The 1,624-nt window shown below is 67.7% G+C and carries 1 pseudogene; it reads right to left on the bottom strand.

The features are described 5' to 3' along the window. Positions 1-1,058, bottom strand: a pseudogene (locus N864_RS22085) (IS256 family transposase); the annotation flags it as partial. Positions 1,059-1,624 lie beyond the last annotated feature (566 nt).

The following is a 1,624-nucleotide window of genomic DNA, read 5'->3' as shown; positions in this document are numbered from 1 at the left end:
CGACGCGGGCTCTTCTTTTGATCTCTCGGTTGAGGCGTTCCTGGGTTGTTGGACCAGATCTTGGTCCAGTGGCTGCGCGGGAACGCGGTGAAGGCGAGGACCTCGGTCTTCGCCTCGTCCATCAGTGGCCCGATCTTGGGGAACCGGGCGGTCAGCTCGTCGCGGACGTGGTCCCACGTTGTGGCCACTGCTTCGGGGTCGGGTTGGGCGAAGATGGTGCGGAACACCGCGGCGACCATGTCCTTGTGCGACTTCGGCACGAGGGCGAGCAGGTTCCGGGCGAAGTGCACGCGGCAGCGCTGGTGACTCGCGCCGGCGAAGCAGCGGGTGAGGGCCTTGACCAGGCCGGCGTGCTGGTCGGAGATCACCAGGCGCACCCCGCCCAGGCCGCGGTCCTTCAGGCCGGTCAGGAACGCGCGCCAGAACGTCTCGTCCTCGCTGTCGCCGACGTCCAGGCCGAGGATCTCCCGGCCGCCGTCCTCGGTGACGCCGGTGGCGACCACCACGGCCTGGGAGACGACCTGCCCGCGGGAGGCCTCGCGCACGTGCAGGTAGGTCGCGTCGAGGAACACGTACGGGAACCGGGTGTGTCCCAGGGTGCGGGTCCGGAACGCGGTGACCGCCTCGTCCAGGCCGGCGCAGATCCTTGAGACCTCGCTCTTGGAGATCCCGGTGTCACTGCCCATCGCGGCGACCAGCTCGTCGACCGCCCGGGTCGAGACCCCGTGCACGTACGCCTCCATCACGACCGCGTACAGGGCCTGATCGACCCGGCGGCGCGGCTCGAGGATGCTCGGGAAGAAACTGCCCTTGCGCAGCTTCGGGATCCGCAGCGAAACGTCCCCAGCCGTCGTCGTCAACGTCCGCGGCCGAGAGCCGTTGCGTTCGGTCCTGCGTGCGTCGGTCCGCTCATACCGGCCGGCGCCGATCACGCTGGTCGCCTCGAGCTCGATCAGCTCCTGCAACGCGACCCGGACCGCGTCCTGGATCAGGTTCACCCCCTCCCCGGTACGGAACGCCTCGAGCAACTCGGACAGGGCAGACTGGGACAAGGCCATCGGTGTGGACCCTCTCTGGTGAGTACTTGGCGGTACACACCGAAGATCCCGCCGATGGCCCCTCACGTCACAGCGACATGCCGGGCCCCAAACCCCACCACTCCACGGGACTCACACCATGCTCCATGCTTGTTATGCACGTGATAAGCGAGGACATTTCGAACGGTCGTGGGGGCTGTCGCCTTGCGGACAGCAGAGGCGCTTCCTCACGGACCGCCCCGGGGACCTGGAGCGCCGCCCCAGAAAGCTTCTAGCCCTCTGGTCGGACGACTCTTAGCGCTGGTTTGCTCGGTCGGCGAGGGTCAGCGGGCAGCCGACTCCATATCTCAGGTTCGCCCAGTGCGACGGGGTGTTGTGCGGTTGGCAGCACGTCCATGAACAAAGCGATCGTCTCCCCCATGCCTGTCGCGGCGGGAGCCACGATGCCGTGATGACGCAGCTGGTGCGCCACGAGCGCGACCTGCTGGCACCTGGCGTACGCCTCTGGGTCATTCGTGGATGAGGTGAGGTCCTGGATGGTCAGTCCAGCGAGGGCGCGTGCTCCTAGCGACCGCAGATCGAGGAGG

It is taken from the genome of Intrasporangium chromatireducens Q5-1 (assembly GCF_000576575.1).
Lineage (GTDB): Bacteria > Actinomycetota > Actinomycetes > Actinomycetales > Dermatophilaceae > Intrasporangium_A > Intrasporangium_A chromatireducens.
This window is presented reverse-complemented; position numbering and strand designations above follow the sequence as displayed.